This window comes from Psychrobacter sp. CR212, assembly GCF_059693765.1.
Window position 1 is genome coordinate 579730 of sequence record NZ_JCATIF010000002.1, and the last position, 16639, is coordinate 596368.

At 45.2% G+C, this 16639-nt stretch carries 12 protein-coding genes; 5 read left to right on the top strand and 7 right to left on the bottom strand.

Annotation, left to right across the window (positions count from 1 at the left end; genetic code table 11):
- Positions 1–18 precede the first annotated feature (18 nt).
- Together purB and mnmA are read right to left on the bottom strand one after the other, a co-directional pair.
- Entirely contained in the window at positions 19–1410 is a 1392-nt protein-coding gene (purB, locus tag AC58CZ_RS06720) for an adenylosuccinate lyase (protein WP_494224423.1), read from the bottom strand.
- 213 nt (positions 1411–1623) lie between these two features.
- A complete protein-coding gene (gene mnmA / locus AC58CZ_RS06725) occupies positions 1624–2850 on the bottom strand; it encodes a tRNA 2-thiouridine(34) synthase MnmA (protein WP_494224424.1) in 1227 nt (408 codons plus the stop codon).
- A 260-nt stretch (positions 2851–3110) separates the two neighbouring features.
- Between mnmA and ispF the strand changes: the two genes are divergently transcribed.
- From ispF to AC58CZ_RS06750, 5 genes are all read left to right on the top strand, one after another.
- Positions 3111–3614 (top strand): 2-C-methyl-D-erythritol 2,4-cyclodiphosphate synthase, encoded by a 504-nt coding sequence (ispF, locus tag AC58CZ_RS06730; protein ID WP_134292172.1) that lies wholly within the window; start codon positions 3111–3113, stop codon positions 3612–3614.
- A gap of 116 nt (positions 3615–3730) precedes the next feature.
- Positions 3731–4081 carry a Grx4 family monothiol glutaredoxin gene (grxD, locus tag AC58CZ_RS06735; RefSeq protein WP_071001428.1) on the top strand — a complete coding sequence of 117 codons (351 nt, stop codon included), beginning with the start codon at positions 3731–3733 and terminating at the stop codon, positions 4079–4081.
- Between the two features lie 279 nt (positions 4082–4360).
- Positions 4361–4900, top strand: a complete 540-nt coding sequence (locus AC58CZ_RS06740; RefSeq protein WP_075106145.1) for a hypothetical protein — start codon at positions 4361–4363, stop codon at positions 4898–4900.
- Positions 4901–5160: 260 nt separating this feature from the next.
- The gene (gene mnmG, locus AC58CZ_RS06745) at positions 5161–7056 is read left to right on the top strand and encodes a tRNA uridine-5-carboxymethylaminomethyl(34) synthesis enzyme MnmG (RefSeq protein ID WP_494224425.1); all 1896 of its coding nucleotides are present in this window, start codon (positions 5161–5163) and stop codon (positions 7054–7056) included.
- Positions 7057–7292: 236 nt separating this feature from the next.
- The gene (locus AC58CZ_RS06750; RefSeq protein ID WP_494224426.1) at positions 7293–8252 is read left to right on the top strand and encodes an AEC family transporter; all 960 of its coding nucleotides are present in this window, start codon (positions 7293–7295) and stop codon (positions 8250–8252) included.
- Positions 8253–8349: 97 nt separating this feature from the next.
- Here AC58CZ_RS06750 and AC58CZ_RS06755 read toward each other — a convergent pair whose 3' ends face one another.
- The 5 genes from AC58CZ_RS06755 to katG form a co-directional block, all read right to left on the bottom strand.
- A complete protein-coding gene (locus tag AC58CZ_RS06755) occupies positions 8350–8520 on the bottom strand; it encodes a hypothetical protein (RefSeq protein ID WP_186474658.1) in 171 nt (56 codons plus the stop codon).
- A 30-nt stretch (positions 8521–8550) separates the two neighbouring features.
- Complete coding sequence (locus AC58CZ_RS06760) at positions 8551–9570, bottom strand: MsnO8 family LLM class oxidoreductase (RefSeq protein WP_494224427.1); 1020 nt, start codon at positions 9568–9570, stop codon at positions 8551–8553.
- Between the two features lie 280 nt (positions 9571–9850).
- Entirely contained in the window at positions 9851–12391 is a 2541-nt protein-coding gene (locus tag AC58CZ_RS06765) for a membrane-bound PQQ-dependent dehydrogenase, glucose/quinate/shikimate family (protein WP_494224428.1), read from the bottom strand.
- A 192-nt stretch (positions 12392–12583) separates the two neighbouring features.
- On the bottom strand, positions 12584–13513 hold the full coding sequence (locus AC58CZ_RS06770) for a LysR substrate-binding domain-containing protein (RefSeq protein ID WP_071001434.1): 930 nt from the start codon (positions 13511–13513) through the stop codon (positions 12584–12586).
- A gap of 354 nt (positions 13514–13867) precedes the next feature.
- Positions 13868–16060 carry a catalase/peroxidase HPI gene (gene katG / locus AC58CZ_RS06775; RefSeq protein ID WP_494224467.1) on the bottom strand — a complete coding sequence of 731 codons (2193 nt, stop codon included), beginning with the start codon at positions 16058–16060 and terminating at the stop codon, positions 13868–13870.
- Positions 16061–16639 lie beyond the last annotated feature (579 nt).

Below are 16639 nucleotides of genomic sequence, written 5' to 3' on the forward strand. Positions count from 1 at the left end.
TGCTATTAATCGTTAAAATTACAGCTTGGCAATCCACTCTTTAATAGCGCGTGCTTGTTCAGCGGCATTACCGATATAAGTAGCAGGCGTCAATGCACGTAGGCGTTCTTTATCCGCATCGCTAACAGCCGATAGCTCATCGCTTTCAACAAAGGTTAGCATGGCTTCACGAGTCATGGCATTACCGCGAGTCAAGGCTTTTAGTTTTTCATACGGGTTTTCAACACGGTAGCGACGCATGACCGTTTGAATCGGTTCTGCCAACACTTCTTGCGCTTGATTCAAGTCGTCATTTAAACGCTGTGCATTTAGCTCAAGTTTACCTACACCTTTTAGGCATGCATCAAAAGCAATCATGCTCTGTGCTAGGCCAACACCGATATTACGTAATACGGTAGAGTCTGACAAATCACGCTGCATACGTGAAATCGGTAACTTCTCACCCAAATGGGCCAGCATAGCGTTGGCAACGCCCAAGTTGCCTTCAGAGTTTTCAAAGTCAATCGGATTAACTTTATGCGGCATGGTAGAAGAGCCAACTTCACCGTCTTTTAGGCGCTGTTTAAAATAGCCTAAGCTGATATATTGCCAAATATCACGGTTAAAATCGATCAAGATGGTATTGAAACGCTTAACAGCATCAAACAACTCAGCGATATAGTCATGTGGCTCAATTTGAGTCGTATAAGGGTTAAAGGTTAACTCTAGACGCTGATTGATAAATGCTTCAGCATGACTCTGCCAGTCGACGTCAGGATACGCTGAAAAATGCGCATTGTAATTGCCAACGGCGCCGTTGATTTTACCCAATAACTCTACTTGATTGATTTGCTTGATTTGACGAGCAAGGCGGTAGGCCACGTTTGCCATCTCTTTACCCAATGTCGTTGGACTGGCTGTCTGACCATGTGTACGTGATAGCATTGGTTGATCAGCATGAGCAATCGCTAAGTCAACGATGCTATCAGTCACTTGCTGCATTTTGGCAACGACAAGCTTGCAGCTGTCTTTGAGCATCAATGCATACGATAGGTTATTGATATCTTCACTGGTACAGGCAAAGTGAATAAACTCAAGAGAATCAATTAAAGCATCCTGACCCCGGAACTTGTCCTTGATAAAGTACTCAACCGCTTTTACATCATGATTGGTCGTCGCTTCGATGTCTTTGATCGCTTGGGCATCGGCTTCACTAAAATCATCAACGATTGCATTCAAAAAAGCGTTGGTCTGGTCATCAAATGCTGCTAATTCACCAATTGCACTGTTGTCAGCTAAAGACTGCAACCAGCGAATCTCTACCGTAACGCGAGCTTTGATTAGACCAAATTCAGATAAATAAGGACGTAAGCTGTCAGCCTTTGATGCGTAACGACCATCAATTGGAGAGAGAGCGGTAAGTGGGGTCATGGTTGTGCCTCAGTAGTTATGAAATAAAAAACTGCAAGAGTCTAGATAAAAAATTACCATATAAAAAACGGCGTCGAAATCGTTGCGCGTAATATAGCAGAAATATGATATTAAAAAAGCGGTCTATGCAAATAAAGCGATGTTGACCCTCGTCAAAATAAATCTATTTACTGCATCAACATCTGTGCTTTAAGTTGGGTGTTAGGAAGGCAATTAAAATCCACATGGTGCATCGATAGATTCAATCACGCCGCCGCCTAGACATACCTCGTCGATATAAAATACCGCTGACTGACCAGGAGTGACAGCGCGCTGCGGCTCATCAAATACCACTCGAACCTCACTGCCATCAGCATTGGTCGCAAACACGCGGCACGCTTGATCAGGCTGGCGATAGCGAGACTTCTCCATACAGGCTAAGCCTTCGTCGCTAAACACATCCGCAGGTGGTAAACCATTAACCCAATCGAGTTTATAGGCTTTTAGCTCGTTGCTCATTAGCATGGGATGTTCATGCCCTTGACCGACGATTAAACGATTTTTCTCTAAGTCTTTTGCCAATACAAACCACGGCTCCTCGGGACGGTCTTTGACACCGCCAATGCCGATGCCGCCGCGCTGACCCAATGTGTAATACATGAGGCCATCATGAGTACCGATGACTTTATTGTCATCAGTAAGTATCTCGCCTTTTTGGGCAGGCAAGTACTGTTGTAGGAAATCTTTAAAACGGCGCTCACCAATAAAGCAAATACCCGTAGAGTCTTTTTTCTTAGCCGTCGCTAGGTCGTGCTGTTCAGCAATCTGACGTACCACTGGCTTTTCAAGCTCGCCAACTGGAAATAGCGTTTTAGCGATTTTGTCACCGCCAACCGCATGCAAAAAGTAACTTTGGTCTTTATTATTATCAAGACCGCGTAAGAGCTGCGCAACCTCGTCACCTTCGGCATTGATATAGTTCACACTGCGGCGTGTATAGTGACCGGTCGCGATATAATCTGCACCAAGCGTCAACGCATAGTCTAAAAACGCCTTAAACTTAATTTCTTTGTTGCACAAGATATCAGGGTTTGGGGTGCGTCCTGCTTTATATTCTGCCAAAAAGTGCTCGAATACGCGATCCCAATATTCCATCGCAAAGTTGGCCGTGTGCAGTTTGATGCCAATTTTGTCACATACGGCTTGCGCGTCTGCGAGGTCATCCATTGCTGTACAGTATTCGGTGCCGTCATCTTCTTCCCAGTTCTTCATAAACAGCCCTTCAACCTTGAAGCCTGCCTGCTGAAGTAATACGGCTGATACAGAAGAATCGACCCCACCTGACATACCGACGATCACATGCTTGGTGCTAGGATTTTCGACATCAGCAAGTGTTAAAGGGCGATGAGCATTAAAAGACTCAGAAACGGGTGTGCTTGAAGTATCTTGTATGGCTGACATAAAACGGCTCAACTATTTATACGTTATCCAAAGCAAACAGTGACGCCAAAAATTATGCATTTACTACAATACGTAGCCTCAGCACAACAACGTCAGCTTGTCTTTTGGATCTGGTATTATGATAAAATAAACGTCATATTATACCAGTTAATTGAAACTGGTGGCGACCGATGGTGACTGGCTACTCGTAAAACCACTTTGAAAATTCAGATAGTGGTTTTGAATTATTTTAATCACCTTTAACTCATCTTGGAATAATAATGATAAAAATTGGTCAAGGTATCGATGTTCATGCTTTTCATAATAATGGTCAGCAGCAACAATATGTCATTCTAGCGGGCGTGCCGATTGAGCATTCTCATAGTTTGCTCGCACACTCTGATGGGGATGTGGTCTTGCATGCATTGGCTGATGCGCTGCTGGGCGCACTTGCACTTGGCGATATTGGGCAGCATTTTCCTGATACCGATGCGGCACATGCTGGATTGGATTCAAGGATTTTGCTGCGTTATGTTTATAGTAAAGTGCAAGAGGCTGGTTATAGTCTAGGCAATGCTGATATTACGGTGATGTGTGAACGTCCAAAGCTGGCACCGCACAACAAAGCGATGCGCGCTAATATCGCTAGTGACTTGCAAACGGATATTAGCAATATCAGTGTGAAAGCGACCACGACTGAAAAATTGGGATTTACGGGTCGTCAAGAGGGCATCATGGCCAATGCCGTGGTATTATTAGTCCCTAATGCTATCGAACCTATATAGATCGTAATTCGTGCTTGTAATACAGCGGCAGTCGCCCCATGTATGAGCCACGTCTTTACACAATTATTTTATATAAATCATCATTTTAATGAACCGCTTTATCAATAGGAGCTTTTATGAGTGAGCAAACCCCAAACACTACTGCAAACGACGTTGAACAATTGATCCGTGATCAAATCCGTGACAATAAAGTCATTATCTACATGAAAGGCACACCGCAATTTCCGCAGTGTGGTTTTTCAGCCCGCTCTATCGAAGTGTTGACTCAGATTGGTCGTCCATTTGCGTTTGTAAACATTTTAGAAAACCCAGAAATCCGTGCAACGTTGCCAAAAATTGCGAACTGGCCAACGTTCCCACAATTATGGATTGATGGCGAGTTGATGGGCGGATCAGACATCATCTTGCAAATGTATCAATCAGGCGAGCTAAAGCCATTGGTTGAAGCAAACAGCCCTGCTGCTTAATACTTAAAAGTGTGAATTGGATGTCTTTAATGTCCAATTAGTCTTTGTAAGATACGAGTGTAAGATACGAGCACAGCAAACCCAAGTAGTCATTAATGGCTATTTGGGTTTTTTTATTATTGCTATTAGTGTCACTAATACTCTATCTATTCTAGTCCCTACTAGTATTTCCACGCGCCTATGTCATTAGGCTTCGTTGTTTTTATGGGATTTACCCCCATCTAGTGTCCAAGATACCAGCGATATAAATAATAATTATCAGACAATTAAGAGAGCTTTATGAATAACCAAACCAGTGAACAGTTAAATGAGCAGAGAGAAGCGGCTGAGCAGGCGGCGATTGAAAAGCGTCGTGAGCGTTTAAAAAACGAATCTACGCGGATCATTGAGATTGCTAATAATGAGTCATACTCAGCACTGAAGTGTATTCATCAGCTTAGTGTGGCGGGCGGTGCAACTGAAGCGACCTATATCGCTATTGAACAGCGCATTGTTGTGGACCAAGATCCAGCAGGTGCTTATCACTTGGCATTGTTGGCTCAAAACACGCCAGATTTGCCAATCGATGCTCGTCAGCTTATCGAATTAGTAGTCAACAAGGGTGATAACCATCAGCGCTTGGCCTTGCTCAAAAACTTACCATTACCGCCAGTTGAGCTTATCAAAGCGCAGATTTTAGCGAGTGATGATGGTGAGGCGATTGGTCAAATGAATGCCTATCTACAGATAAACCCAGAAGGGTATGGTAGCCATCATATGCTGTCTAGCGGTCAATCGGATCAGATCGTACCCTTGAGCCGTGGAAACAGTAATAACTAAGAGATCATTACGAACTCAAAAGCTAACAACCAAAGTGATGCTGGCGTAAGTATCTTTGCGCTTAATTATAATAGTTTTTATCCTAGCGTTTTTTAAGCGTGAAAAAATTGTTATAATGATGGGTTATTCAACCAATTATGAACGACTTATCTGAGTCGTTATCTTTTTTATAAATTCGACTGACGTTTATTTGTCGATTGCCGTGTTCTTTACTAATAGAATATGACCATCGGCAGCGTTATGAGTCAAGTGAGGCACATATGCAATACCCAAAACATTACGATGTGATAGTAATCGGCGGTGGTCATGCTGGTACAGAAGCTGCTCTGGCGGCTGCACGTATGGGCGCTCAGACCTTATTGTTGACCCATAATATCGAGACGCTTGGTCAGATGAGCTGTAATCCCGCGATTGGCGGTATCGGCAAGTCGCATCTGGTACGTGAGATTGACGCATTAGGCGGCGCGATGGCGCTAGCAACGGACAAAGCAGGCATCCAGTTTCGTGTACTAAACAGCCGTAAAGGCGCTGCCGTGCGTGCCACACGTGCGCAAGCAGACCGTATCTTGTATAAAGCGGCTATTCGTCATACGTTAGAGAATCAACCAAACCTAGATATATTTCAGCAAGCCGCTGATGATATCTTAGTAGAGAATGGCCGTGCGACAGCTGTTGTGACCTCTACAGGTATTATTTTTAAGACCGAAACAGTCGTATTAACCTCAGGGACTTTCTTGGGCGGCGTCATTCATATTGGTCTAGAAAACTCAAATGGTGGCCGTGCAGGGGATCAGCCTTCTATCAAGCTCGCCGATCGCTTGCGTGAGCTGAACTTGCCAGTAGGGCGCCTAAAAACAGGTACACCAGCGCGTATCGATGCACGTAGCGTTGATTTTAGCGTGATGACGGTACAGCCGGGTGATACGCCGCTGCCTGTCATGAGCTATATGGGTGATGTCTCTATGCATCCTGAGCAGGTCAACTGCTATATCACACATACCAATGCGCGTACTCACGACATCATCCGTGAAAATCTTGATCGCTCACCGATGTTCTCTGGCAAAATCGAAGGCGTGGGCCCGCGTTATTGTCCATCTATCGAAGATAAAATTCATCGTTTTGCGGATAAAGATAGCCATCAGATATTTATTGAGCCAGAAGGCTTGACCACGCATGAGCTGTATCCAAACGGTATCTCAACGAGCTTGCCATTTGATGTGCAGTTAGACTTCATTCACAGTATGAAAGGCTTAGAGAAAGCGCATATTACTCGTCCAGGCTATGCCATCGAGTATGATTATTTCGATCCACAAAACCTAAAGCCCACGCTTGAGACCAAATCGATTGATCGTCTGTACTTTGCTGGTCAAATTAACGGTACGACTGGCTACGAAGAAGCGGGCGTGCAGGGTTTGCTAGCAGGGACCAATGCCGCATTGGTCACGACCAATAACAGCAAGTTTGACACGTGGACCCCGCGCCGTGATGAAGCGTATCTTGGCGTACTTGTGGATGATTTGATCACCCATGGTACGACCGAGCCTTATCGTATGTTTACGAGCCGCGCAGAATATCGTTTGCTGCTACGTGAAGACAATGCCGATCAGCGCTTGACTGAGACGGGTCGTAAGCTAGGTCTAGTAGACGATGTGCGCTGGCAGGCTTACCAAGAAAAAATGGAAGCGATCTCGACAGAGACGTCACGATTAAAAGATATGTGGGCCACGCCGACAAATACCTTGGGTCAGAAACTATCTGAGCAGACAGATGAGGTGCTCTCTAAAGAATCGACTGCCTTTGATTTGCTAAAGCGTCCGCAAATACATTTTGCTGATATCGCGGCTATTACTGACTCAACCGTTGATGCGCAAGTAGGAGAGCAGATCGAGATTTCTGTCAAATATGCCGGCTATATCGATCGTCAGCAAGAAGATATTGATCAAATGAAGCGCTTAGAAAACACGGCGCTACCGCTAGATTTTGATTATAGTGTGGTATCAGGGCTATCAAACGAGATTGTACAAAAACTCACGCAAGTTCGTCCTGCGACGCTTGCTCAGGCTGGACGTGTCAGCGGTGTCACACCTGCGGCCATACAGTTATTGGCGATGACGGTCAAAAAACATAAAAAAGCAAAGGCTGCGCTAGACTCGTAACAGCGATGCGATACACTTTTTTGTCATACATCACTTGTAGTGTAAAAGCCCGTAATACAGATTATTGCGGGCTTTTGTTTTGTTTTTTATGGTGATTATAAAAAGAAAAATGCATGCAAACTTGTCTTGCTTGCGACTTTGTCTTTATACTAGGTCGTAATATTTAAATACTATTTGTTAATTTATCACGTTGATGCTCATACCATGATGGGCTCGTCATCGAATTGAGCCTATTTATGATTGATGCCATTGTTTTTGCGATTACTATTGTCTTTCCCAACCTTGCCTTAATGTGGTTGGGTTTTTTTATGCAAAGTCGCGGCGAAACCAGCCAAGTTTTTATTGATCAGGCCTCAAGCTTTGTCTTTAATTACTGCTTGCCGTGTTTGCTATTTTTTAGTGTGGTTGATAGTAATGTCGATTATGGTCAGCAGATTAAGCTTATTTTTGTCGGTATATTAGTAACGTTTGTGCTGTTTATTGGCGCAGAGCTGTATGCCAAACGCTTCGTCAAACGTCCTGCTGATCAGGGCGTTTTTGTACAAGGTATTTTCCGTAGTAATATGGCGATTATTGGCCTTGCAACCGTTGCCAATGCTTATGGCGAGCGCGGCTTGAGTATTGGTGCCGTCTATATGGGCGTGGTGACCATTCTGTTTAATATTTTAGCGGTCATCACTTTGAGCCGTGTCTCCAAAAGTGTGGATGACACATTGATTAGCCGCAGCACGATGATACTCAAAAAAGTTTTTACCAACCCACTTATTTTGGCATTGCTATCAGCATTCGCTTATAAGGCATTGCCATTGCCACCGCTTACAGGCGTCATTCATACAACGGGTGATCTATTAGCAGCGGTTGCATTGCCGCTGGCACTGATTTGCGCTGGTGCTAGTATTGATTTGAAATCGATGCTGAGTGCCTCAGGGTTATCTATGCAGGCAAGTATTGGTCGGATTGTGATTGCACCCACCGTCGCCATTGCGATTGGTTTGGCATTTGGTTTATCAGGCGTCCATATGGGCGTGTTATTTTTGATGGTGGCATCACCAGCCGCAGCGGCCAGTTATGTCATGGCAAAAGCGATGGGGGGTAATGACATATTGGCGGCCAATATTTTGGCGTTTACGACGGTGGTTGGTATGTTTGGCATGGCGTTTGGTGCGGCAGCATTACGTGCGCTTGGTCTGATGTAGCTTATATAGTCAGTGCTTTGTTGGACATAGCGTCAACTGGTCGTTGTAATACTAAAAACTCCCTTTTTTCTATTTTGAAAAAAGGGGGTTTTTAATGTCAATTTATATTGTCTCGGTTACGCTTTTCTTCTCGACGTTGCTTACGCTTAGGACTGGTACGGTAGGTCAGATACCCACCGATAGCCATGACTGCAAGAAATGCCAAGATATACATAAATATCGACGAGCCAATCATAAGTGATGCACCGATAACCGCAGTTGCTTCCATGTCAAAAATCCAGTTAAGGTTTGGCAATAATTATGCAAGTGTCTCATTTGATTGTAAAGTAAATAAGTTTAGCTCCGGTGTAAGTTCAAGTGAACGAATACGCGCTGCTTGATTATGTACATTAGCGGTTACAATCAATTCATCTGGTTGATGGGTTGCCAAAAACGCAGCCAATTTTGGTTTGACCGTTTCGACAGAACCAATAAATGAGATGGAAAGTGCATTATCTACCATCATTTTTTCAGCTTGGCTCCAGATGCTGTCCATATCGTGTGTAGGTTTTGGCATCTGACCTGTCTCCCCGCGGCGCAAACGTACAAAACTCTGCTGTGCTGAGGTAAAGTGATATTCGGCAGTTTCGTCATCATCAGCGAGTAATAGATTTGCCGCCAGCATGACATAAGGCTTATCTAAATAGGCAGACGGCTTGAACTGCTCACGATAGGCTTTAATTGCTTGTCCTAGCATTTGCGGAGCAAAATGAGAGGCAAACACATAGGGCAGTCCTAAATGCGCAGCTAAGGTTGCGCCAAATAAAGATGAGCCTAATATCCAAATAGGGACGCCTGATCTGGCACCAGGAAATGCTTGTACAGGGCTGCCATCTGTATCATTGCCCAAGAAGTACATCAGTTCTTGGACATCTTGTGGAAAACGCTCGGCGTCTTTCATTTGGCGGCGCAGTGCCTGAAACGTCGCCCCATCAGTACCAGGGGCGCGTCCTAAACCCAAGTCAACACGGTCGCCATATAATGCTTGCAAAGTACCAAACTGCTCAGCAATTACCAAAGGCGCATGATTAGGTAGCATGACACCGCCCGCCCCAATACGGATGCGCTCGGTTTGGCTACCGATATGTGACAGCAGGACTGAGGTCGCTGCACTAGCGATACCTGGCATATTGTGATGTTCAGCCATCCAGTAACGGTTTAAGCCAGACTTCTCTGCTTGCTGCGCGGTTTGTACCGTTTGAGCAATACCTTCAGCGATGGTGTTGCCTTCAGGTACTGGTGCGAGATCTAAAAAAGATAAAGGGATTTTGTTATTCATAAATTATCCAGTAGAGTGATTAATTATTTTCTCTTGATATGCTTGTCACCATTACCGATTTCAAGCCGTGTTACAGAGTAGCAATAAATCGTAACAAAGCGCCATTAGTGGGTAGTAGGTATAGCTAGCAAAAGATAAGGCTGCTGATAAGCTTGCTATCAAATATATCTATATCAAAAGTATTTGTATAACAAAACCAGTCGCACATAAAAAAGCAGGTAACCGAAGTTACCTGCTTTTTTGAAATGACATTATGTAAATGGTAAGTTTTTTAAATCACTTATTTGGCTTGATCGCCAAGCTTATAAGCCACAACATAATCACCAATCTTCGTACCTACTGAACCATGTCCACCAGCTACCAATACCACCATCTGCTCACCTTTAGAGTTCAAGTAGGTCATAGGTGTAGCCTGACCACCTGCTGGAATACGAACATTCCATAGCACATCGCCATTCTTTAGATCATAAGCACGGAAGTTGTTTTCTGTTGCTGCTGACAAGAAGGCGACGCCACCTTTAGTGATGATAGGTCCGCCAATACCAGGCACCCCCAATTCAAACTTGATTGGAATAGGAGATAAGTCCTGTACAGTACCGTTTTTGCGCTGATAAGCAATCTCACCTGTGGCCAGATCAGCACCTGCGATCGTACCCCATGGTGGCTGCTGACAAGGTACACCAAGTGGTGATAAGAATGGTCCCATCTCTACCGCATAGTCTGCGCCTTCATTGGCATTCACACCTTGTTCACCTTTATTGGTCTCAACATCGCCAAGTGTGTCTTTAGGGATGAGTTTTGAGGTAAAGGCAAGGTAAGTTGGCATGCCGAACATCACGCCATTTTCAGGATCGACAGCGAGTCCGCCCCAGTTAAAGGTACCAAAGTTACCAGGATAGACTAACGTACCGTTGGTTGATGGCGGCGTGTAGCGACCGTCGTAGTTGAGTTTGTTGAACTCAATACGGCACATCATCTGATCGATGAGACTTGCGCCCCACATGTCTTTTTCTTTCAACATCGGCGGCGCAAAGCTCAAGCCAGAGTAAGGTTGCGTCGGAGCAGCATGTTCACCAGCAATGAGGTAGCCTTGCGGTGCATCACGCTCTTTGATAGGTACAATAGGCTCGCCTGTTGCACGGTTCAAGACGTAGACATCGCCTTGTTTGGTCGGTATAACCAACGCAGGTTGGACACCATTAGCGGTATTTAAGTCAAGCAATGTTGGCTGAGCAGGCGTATCCATATCCCAAAGATCATGATGGACAAACTGCTGTACCCAGCGCGCTTCACCTGTTTTAAGATCTAGTGCGACCACAGAGGTTGCATACTTTTCTTCAGCAGCATTACGATAGCTACCGAGCTGATCGGGCGTGCGATTGCCCATTGGGAAGTAGGCCAAGCCAAGCTCTTCATCAGCACTGGCAGTCGACCATGAGTTTGGCGAGCTGGTGCGATAGACTTGAGTTGGATCATTGACATCAAAAGGTGCTGTGTTGTCAGGATCGCCTGAATCCCAGTTCCACATAAGCTCGCCAGTATTCACGTCATAAGCACGGATCACACCAGAGGGTGAGTTCACATCATAGTTATCATTGACGGCACCAGCAACAATAATAACCCCACCTGCGACGACGGGTGCAGACGTTGAGTAGTAGTAGCCTGCTTGCGGGAATGGCATGTTGTGCATGAGGTCTAATGCACCATCTTCACCAAAGTCTTGACAGCGTTGTCCCGTTTTTGGATCTAATGCATATAGCTTGGCATCAGAGGTTGGAATAAAGATCTTGGCATCACATTGCTTAGATGCGTTTTCAAAGGTATTACCCGCGATTTTTTGTACCATTGTATCGCTAGTGGCAGCAGATTTGCGAGCGACGACGGACGTATCGTCAGTGGCGCTATTATTAGCTGACTCAACAGTAGCAACCGGAGCGGTATTATCCGTGCCAGCTTGACCAGCATAGTAAGATACACCGCGACAGGTTTGATGCTGACGTTGGAGGTTTTCGCCAACCTTAGGATCAAACTTCCACAGTGTCTCACCAGAGTCGGCATCTAATGCTAATACCCAGTTATGCGGCGTACACATATACAAGGCGTTGCCGATTTTTAATGGGGTTGCTTGATAAGTGGTTTCACCAACATCATTAGGACCTTTGACATCACCGGTTTGGATTTGCCAAGCGAGTTCTAAATCTTTGACATTATCAGTGTTGATCTGAGCCAGAGGAGAGTAGCGTTGTCCATAATCAGTACGACCATACGCGCTCCATTCTCCATCTGGTGTTTGTTCGCCATTTGATAATGGGTCGCCAAGGTTGGTAGAAGTGGCGTTTTGATCGCCGTCATCTTTGGCAGTTAAATCGAGCTCGCCCAATTTGTCGGTGGCATTATTGGCCATACTACCGAAAGAGAGCAGTGCGCCCACAACCACACTGGCCATTAGTCCCCAATAATAAAGAGGACTTTTCTTAACGTTGTTGGTGGTTGTTACTTGAGCGTGTTTCCCGTACATCTTCTTAGAGACCCACGGTAAAAGCATTAATAAACCAAATATTAGTGGGAAACCCAAGCGAGTTGCCAGCGCCCACCAATAAAATCCAGATTCCCACAGTGCCCAAACCATCGTTATGACGATGAAAAGAGCGTAGAGGCCGTAAGCGCTCCAGTGTTTTTTGAACAACAAAAAAGCGGTCGCAAGCATCGCTGCGCCAGCAAAAAGATAGTAAGGACTACCGCCTAAAGAGAGCAGATAAGCGCCGCCAATAATCAAGGGGACGGCAAAAACTGCCATAATGATCGCTACGAGTTTTTCCATGAGCGGTATCACCTGTTACATAGAAGCAAATGGACATGCAGTGATCGACACCCAGTACAATTAAATGTCTAGGCGTCCAGCAATACATGCAGAAATAAAACGTTGAATAACGTTCTAGACTGTATTTTATCACTTATACATAAGCTCGGTAAAGGTGGGGTAAGGTAAGACCAGCGGTTTAGACCCTTTGTTTTAGTTGTCGAATTGCTTCTGACACAGCTCCATAAAGGCACGACCGTACTGGCGGATTTCCGCATCATCACGCACCGCCATCCAACTGGTAAACCGTCCAAAATGATCGACGGGGATGGCGGTTAGGTTCTGATAATGACTCGGTTCAAATGCCATCTCGGCAATGATACCAATGCCTAAGCCAAGTCCTACATAGGTACTAATCACATCCGCATCAAGCGCGGCGAGTACGATATCTGGCTCTAGACCTGCTGCTTCAAAGGTATTATCAATCGCGCCGCGTCCAGTAAAGCCGCCGTGATAGGTCACAATGGGATAGCTGGCAAGGGTTGGCAAGTCGATAGAGTCTTGCTTGGCAAGTTCGTGATCGCTTGGCACGATGACACGATGCGTCCAGTCGTAATAGCGGTAGCATCTGAGATAGTTATTGTGAAGTAAGGACTCCGTTGCGATGCCGATATCAGCCTGACCACGAATCACCATCTGCGCGATGGTCTCAGGATCGGCTTGTTGCAAGATCAAATTGACTTTGGGAAAGCGATCTTTGAATTCTTTAACCACCTTCGGCAGCACATAGCGTGCCTGCGTGTGGGTCGTCGCAATGGTCAATGTGCCGATATTAGGATTATTAAAATCTAGGCTTAGATTTTCAATGGTACGAATCTCGGCAAAGATAGATTCGATATGTGGCATAAGCGCCGTACCCATGGTGGTCAGCCCTGTCAGACGCTTTCCTTGACGAATAAATACTTCGGTCTTCAGTTGGTTTTCAAGTGCCGCGATATGCTTTGACAAGCTCGATTGGCTGGTATGTAGCACCGTGGCTGCTTGACTTAAGTTATAGCCATTAATCACCGTATGCCAGACTGTTTCCAACTGTTTGAGCTGAATTTGCAAATGTCGCTGATTGACCACTACATCGATTGCCATCACTGAATCCTATTGTGTAACAATACAAACCTTACCTATATTTGAAAGATTTGTATATGAAAGTAAAAACTTACAAATGTGCCATAAGAGCGTAGTGTAAAACAAAGCTATTATTCTTGTATATAATAAATAGCTATCAATTTATGATAATTATGAATATAGGTTTTTTATAGTCCTCTTGCTTTTACGGTATTTCTTATAGTCGTTTGTTTTATTTAGATGGGGTGTGTAACTTAGAATATTTAAGACTGTTGAATATCTAAATTTTAGGCATAAAAAAACAGCTACCTTCTAAAAGGTAGCTGTTCATGATTGATAGACTTACTCACTGTTCATTAATCTAATCAATAATGCTTACTCAGCAACGTCATAACGATCCGCATTCATGACTTTACTCCAAGCGCTAACGAAATCACGAACGAATTTCTCTAAGTTATCATCCTGCGCATATAGCTCAGCATAAGCACGCAAGATAGAGTTTGAGCCAAATACTAAATCCACACGGCTGGCTTGCCATTTGGTATTACCAGTACTGCGCTCACGTATTTCGTAACTATTGACCGTGTTGCTTGGCTCGTCACCTGTTTTCACGGGATGCCACGTGTAGTTCATGTCGGTCAAGTTGACAAAGAAGTCATTGGTCAAGACCCCAGCACGGTCAGTGAAGACACCTTGTTGGCTTTGACCATGGTTGGTATCAAGGACGCGCATACCGCCAATCAATACTACCATCTCAGGCGCTGTCAATCCCATTAGCTGCGTGCGATCGAGCAGCATCTCTTCAGGAGAGACTGCATAGTCTTCTTTGACCCAGTTGCGATAGCCGTCATGCAAAGGCTCTAAGTCTGCAAAAGATTCGGTATCGGTCATTGCCGCTTCTGCATCACCGCGACCTGCGGTAAATGGTACCGTAACCTCTATGCCTGCATCATTCGCTGACTGCTCAATAGCAGTATTACCAGCAAGCACAATCAAATCGGCCAAGCTTACGTCTTTATCAAAATCAGACTGAATGCGGGTTAACGCCTCAAGCACACGTTGCAGCTGCTCTGGCTCATTGCCTGCCCAGTCCTTTTGCGGGGCTAAGCGGATACGTGCGCCATTTGCACCGCCGCGATAGTCTGATGCGCGGAATGTACGTGCGCTGTCCCATGCCGTAACGATCAACTCACGGCGGCTCAAATCACTGCCCAATATTTGCGATTTTAGCGTCGCAATGTCATCAGCATTCAAGTCTGTATTGCCTGCTGGAATAGGGTCCTGCCAGATAAAGTCTTCGCTCGGTACATCTGCCCCTAAGTAACGAGATTTAGGCCCTAGGTCACGGTGAGTTAGCTTGAACCATGCTTTGGCAAACACCTCATCAAAATACGCTGGGTCGTTATGGAATTTCTCTGAAATCTCGCGATAAACAGGATCTTTGATCAATGCCATGTCAGCATCAGTCATGATTGGATTACGGCGGACACTGGGATCATGAGCATCTAATGGACGGTCTTCTTCTTTAATATCTGTGGGCTCCCACTGCCATGCACCTGCTGGACTTTTGGTTAATGCCCAGTTGTGATTCAAGAGTAGCTCAAAATAGCCATGATCCCATTGGGTTGGATTGGTTGTCCACGCGCCTTCGATACCACTTGAGACGGTATCACCGGCATTGCCATTACCTTTAGGATTGCGCCAGCCTAGGCCTTGCTCTTTGACATCCGCCGCTTCTGGCTCGTCTTCTAGTGTGGTCGCATCGCCATTACCGTGACACTTACCAACGGTATGACCACCCGCGGTCAAGGCAACCGTTTCTTCATCATTCATTGACATACGCGCAAACGTCGTACGCATATCTTGAGCGGTTTTCAATGGGTCAGGGTTACCATCGACGCCTTCAGGGTTGACATAGATTAAGCCCATTTGTACCGCTGCTAGTGGGTTTTCGAGGGATGCACGGTCTTTATCGCTATCGTAGCGGTTTTTGGTCGGTGCCAGCCATTCGCGTTCAGAACCCCAGTAGATGTCTTTTTCTGGATGCCAAATATCAGCACGACCACCAGCAAAGCCTAGCGTTTTAAAGCCCATAGACTCGTAAGCCATGTTGCCTGCCAAAATCATCAAATCAGCCCATGACAGTTTGTTGCCGTACTTTTTCTTGATGGGCCATAGTAGGCGGCGCGCTTTGTCTAGGTTGGCGTTGTCCGGCCAGCTATTTAGTGGCGCAAAGCGTTGATTACCAGTATTAGAACCGCCGCGACCATCGGCACCGCGATATGTACCCGCTGAATGCCACGCCATACGAATCATCAAGCCACCATAATGACCCCAATCTGCTGGCCACCACTCTTGTGATTCCGTCATGAGGTTTTTCAAATCGGTTTTGACCGCTTCTAAATCAAGTTGTTTGAAAGCTTTAGCATAATCAAAGTCTGCTCCCATTGGGTCAGTCTTTTTGTCTTGCTGATGCAATATGTCTAGGTTCAAGCTATTCGGCCACCAGTCAGTCGCAGCAGAGGCGGTGGTAGTATGCGCTTGATGCATGACGGGACAGCCGCCCATGCTAGGACGCTGCGGTGCGTGTGTTTGATCAACGTTTTCACTATGAATCGTCGGTCCCTTATCATCACCTTGATCATAAGTTGTATTGGTTGCGGTATCGCCGTTACCTTGGTGGTTTATCGGGCAACCAGCGGTATCTTGCGTGGTGTTTTTGTCGGTTGGGGTGTTGGTTGAATCGGACATGGCAAAACTCCTAGGCTATGGTAATAGAAAGAACAAACCGTCAATTAAGATAATCATTGTTGATATAGAGAGCATAACGAAGCACTGTTTATTTATAAAACTAATATATAAAAATTATATGTTTTAAATTATTAATCATTAATTCTTGGTGTAGTACCTCATCCAGCTTGCTATTAACGCCATTGCTCTTGCTACTAGGTAGGACAGTAATAAGCCGATCAAGTTTGTATTGATCCTACTTCTATCTACATATTGCCGATAAATGAAAGCGTTGTTAGACATCTTTGATGAGAGTAAGTAGTAAGAAAACTAAGGACTGGTTTAACCATAGTGAAAGATTGCTATAATCTTAGTTACTGCAGCGAAATATAAGCCGTTATGAAAGTGCCAGAATCA

What these genes read in the sequence shown, in the direction of transcription:
- mnmA (WP_494224424.1), bottom strand. Translation starts at nt 2,850, where the DNA reads ATGTCAGCCATACAAGATACTTCAAGCACACCCGTTTCTGAGTCTTTT.
- mnmG (WP_494224425.1), top strand. Translation starts at nt 5,161, where the DNA reads ATGCAATACCCAAAACATTACGATGTGATAGTAATCGGCGGTGGTCAT.
- AC58CZ_RS06760 (WP_494224427.1), bottom strand. Translation starts at nt 9,570, where the DNA reads ATGAATAACAAAATCCCTTTATCTTTTTTAGATCTCGCACCAGTACCT.
- katG (WP_494224467.1), bottom strand. Translation starts at nt 16,060, where the DNA reads ATGGGCGGCTGTCCCGTCATGCATCAAGCGCATACTACCACCGCCTCT.
- grxD (WP_071001428.1), top strand. Translation starts at nt 3,731, where the DNA reads ATGAGTGAGCAAACCCCAAACACTACTGCAAACGACGTTGAACAATTG.
- AC58CZ_RS06770 (WP_071001434.1), bottom strand. Translation starts at nt 13,513, where the DNA reads ATGGCAATCGATGTAGTGGTCAATCAGCGACATTTGCAAATTCAGCTC.
- purB (WP_494224423.1), bottom strand. Translation starts at nt 1,410, where the DNA reads ATGACCCCACTTACCGCTCTCTCTCCAATTGATGGTCGTTACGCATCA.
- AC58CZ_RS06755 (WP_186474658.1), bottom strand. Translation starts at nt 8,520, where the DNA reads ATGGAAGCAACTGCGGTTATCGGTGCATCACTTATGATTGGCTCGTCG.
- AC58CZ_RS06765 (WP_494224428.1), bottom strand. Translation starts at nt 12,391, where the DNA reads ATGGAAAAACTCGTAGCGATCATTATGGCAGTTTTTGCCGTCCCCTTG.
- AC58CZ_RS06750 (WP_494224426.1), top strand. Translation starts at nt 7,293, where the DNA reads ATGATTGATGCCATTGTTTTTGCGATTACTATTGTCTTTCCCAACCTT.
- ispF (WP_134292172.1), top strand. Translation starts at nt 3,111, where the DNA reads ATGATAAAAATTGGTCAAGGTATCGATGTTCATGCTTTTCATAATAAT.
- AC58CZ_RS06740 (WP_075106145.1), top strand. Translation starts at nt 4,361, where the DNA reads ATGAATAACCAAACCAGTGAACAGTTAAATGAGCAGAGAGAAGCGGCT.